This is a genomic window from uncultured Corynebacterium sp., from assembly GCF_902489365.1.
In the GTDB taxonomy this organism is placed as follows: Bacteria; Actinomycetota; Actinomycetes; order Mycobacteriales; family Mycobacteriaceae; genus Corynebacterium.
On the sequence record NZ_CABTZR010000153.1, the window covers coordinates 1 to 2,470 of the forward strand.

3 protein-coding genes are annotated in these 2,470 nt (G+C 62.3%); all 3 read right to left on the reverse strand.

What is annotated here, in order from left to right:
- Nucleotides 1-1,535: ATP-dependent zinc metalloprotease FtsH (gene ftsH / locus RDN59_RS12020; protein WP_308608037.1), on the reverse strand; the 1,535-nt coding region annotated here is incomplete at its 3' end.
- Between the two features lie 46 nt (nucleotides 1,536-1,581).
- Nucleotides 1,582-2,169 carry a hypoxanthine phosphoribosyltransferase gene (gene hpt / locus RDN59_RS12025; protein WP_308608038.1) on the reverse strand — a complete coding sequence of 196 codons (588 nt, stop codon included), beginning with the start codon at nucleotides 2,167-2,169 and terminating at the stop codon, nucleotides 1,582-1,584.
- Nucleotides 2,159-2,470: TilS substrate-binding domain-containing protein (locus RDN59_RS12030; protein WP_308608039.1), on the reverse strand; the 312-nt coding region annotated here is incomplete at its 5' end. The genes hpt and RDN59_RS12030, both read right to left, overlap by 11 nt.

Below are 2,470 nucleotides of genomic sequence, written 5' to 3' on the forward strand. Positions count from 1 at the left end.
ATCTTGGTGGCGTGCTCAATATCCGAAGAAGCGCCGGTGGTGGGTGCGCCGAACACGAGCTCCTCCGCGGCGCGCCCGCCCATGGCGAAGACGAGGCGCGAGAACAACTCATCGCGGGTGTACATGCCCTTATCGTCTTCCTGCGCGGTCATGGCGTGGCCGCCGGTGCGGCCGCGGGCCAGAATGGTCACCTTGTAGACGCGCTCGATGTCCTTCAGCGCCCACGCGGACAAGGTGTGGCCGCCCTCGTGATAGGCGGTGACCTTCTTCTCGTGTTCGGAAATGATCTTGCCCTGGCGGCGCGGGCCGCCGACGACGCGGTCGGTGGCCTCCTCCAGCGCGTCATAGGTAATGACGTTGCCGCCGATGCGGGCGGTGAGCAGGGCGGCCTCGTTGAGCACGTTGGCCAGGTCCGCGCCGGACATGCCGGCGGTGCGCTTGGCCAGCTGCGCCACGTCGACCTCCTTGGCCAGTGGCTTGTCCTTGGCGTGCACGCGCAGGATCTGCTCGCGGCCAGCCAGGTCGGGGTTAGTCACCGGGATCTGGCGGTCGAAGCGTCCCGGGCGCAGAAGCGCAGGGTCCAGAATGTCGGGGCGGTTGGTCGCGGCGATGAGGATAACGCCTTCACGGTCGCCGAAGCCGTCCATCTCCACGAGCAGCTGGTTCAGCGTCTGCTCGCGCTCATCATGGCCACCGCCGGTGCCGGAACCACGCTGGCGGCCCACTGCGTCAATCTCATCGACGAAGATGATGCACGGGCTATTCTGCTTGGCCTGCTTGAACAGGTCACGCACGCGGGAGGCACCCACGCCGACGAACATCTCCACGAAGTCGGAACCGGAAATGGAATAGAAAGGCACGCCGGCCTCGCCCGCGACCGCGCGGGCCAGAAGCGTCTTACCGGTACCCGGCGGGCCATAGAGCAGCACGCCGCGCGGGATCTTCGCGCCGAGCGCATGGTAGCGCTCCGGATCATCCAGGAAGTCCTTGATCTCCTGCAGCTCATCCACAGCTTCATCCGCGCCGGCAACATCCGCAAAGGTGTTGGTGGGCATGTCCTTGGTAAGCTCCTTGGCCTTGGAGCCACCAATGCCGAACATGCCGCCCGCGCCCTGCTGCATGCGGGTCATCATCCAGAACAGCAACGCGAAGAGGATCAGCATCGGCAGCAGGAAGCTGATCATGGAGCCAATGAAGGAATCCTGCGTGACCTTGGTCTGGTACTTATCCGCACCGGAATCCTTGACCGCGTTGAAGACCTGCTCGGAGGCGCGTGCCGGGTACTTGGCAATGACCTCTTCGATGCCCTCCTGCTCTTCTACCGTCACCGGCTCCTTGAGCTTGAGGCGCAGCTGTTGCTCGCGGTCATCGATCTGCGCTTCCTCAACGTTCTTATCCGCCAACTGCTGCATGGCCACCGAGGTATCGACCTGCTTGAAGCTGCGGGCATCATTGCTAAAGAACGTAAAGGCGTACAGCAGAATGAGAACCAGGCCCGCGATCGAGCCATAGCGGATGATGTTCTTATTTTTCATTAATTACCTTGCGAATTCGAGGCCTCATAAAGAGGGCAAGAAAAGACTAGTCGTTGCTGTAGACCGCAGGCTCCAGGGTGCCCACATACGGCAAATCGCGGTAGCGCTCCGCGAAATCCAGGCCATAGCCCACGACGAACTCATTCGGGATATCAAAGCCTACGTCGAAGAGATCCAGCTCCGCCTTGACTACTTCGGGCTTGCGCAGCAGCGTGACCACTTCCAGGGAACGCGGCTGGCGGCCCTGCAGGTTGCGGATGAGCCAGGACAAGGTCAGGCCGGAATCAATGATGTCTTCCACGATGACCACATCGCGGCCCTCGATATCCCGGTCCAAGTCCTTCAAAATCCGCACCACGCCCGAGGAGGAGGCCGAGTTACCGTAGGAGGACACCGCCATGAACTCCAGCTGGGACGGGATAGTGAGCTTGCGGGCGAAATCCGTCAGGAAGAAAACCGCGCCCTTGAGCACGCAGACCAGGATGAGGTCCTCGTCGGTGTTGCTGTATTTTTCGGACACGCGATCCGCCATCTCCTGGATGCGCGCCTGAAGATCGTCTTCGGTGATGAGAACGTTTTTGATGTCCTCTCCATAAGGATGGGCGGGGACGGCTAAATCATGGTTATCGTGCACGTGAGCGCTCCTTTGCTGACCGAGGCAATAGTGACAGTTTGCCACCAACGCGTGCGACTTCCAACCTTGTACCTTTCTTTTCGCTGCGGACGGCGACGGGGCCTTGCCCGTGCCACTGCGTGCATAGGGCATCGATGCCGCGCACCGCCTCGCGAGTAACCTCCACTCCTTCCTCGCGCAGCCACGCGGCGATCGCCCGGCGGCGCTTCGGTTCTGGGAGGATGGCCAGCTCGGCGCAGTCAGCGGTGGGGTGGGTGATGAGCAAGGCGTCGTCAAGCGCGGCGTCGTGGGCTGCCTGGGC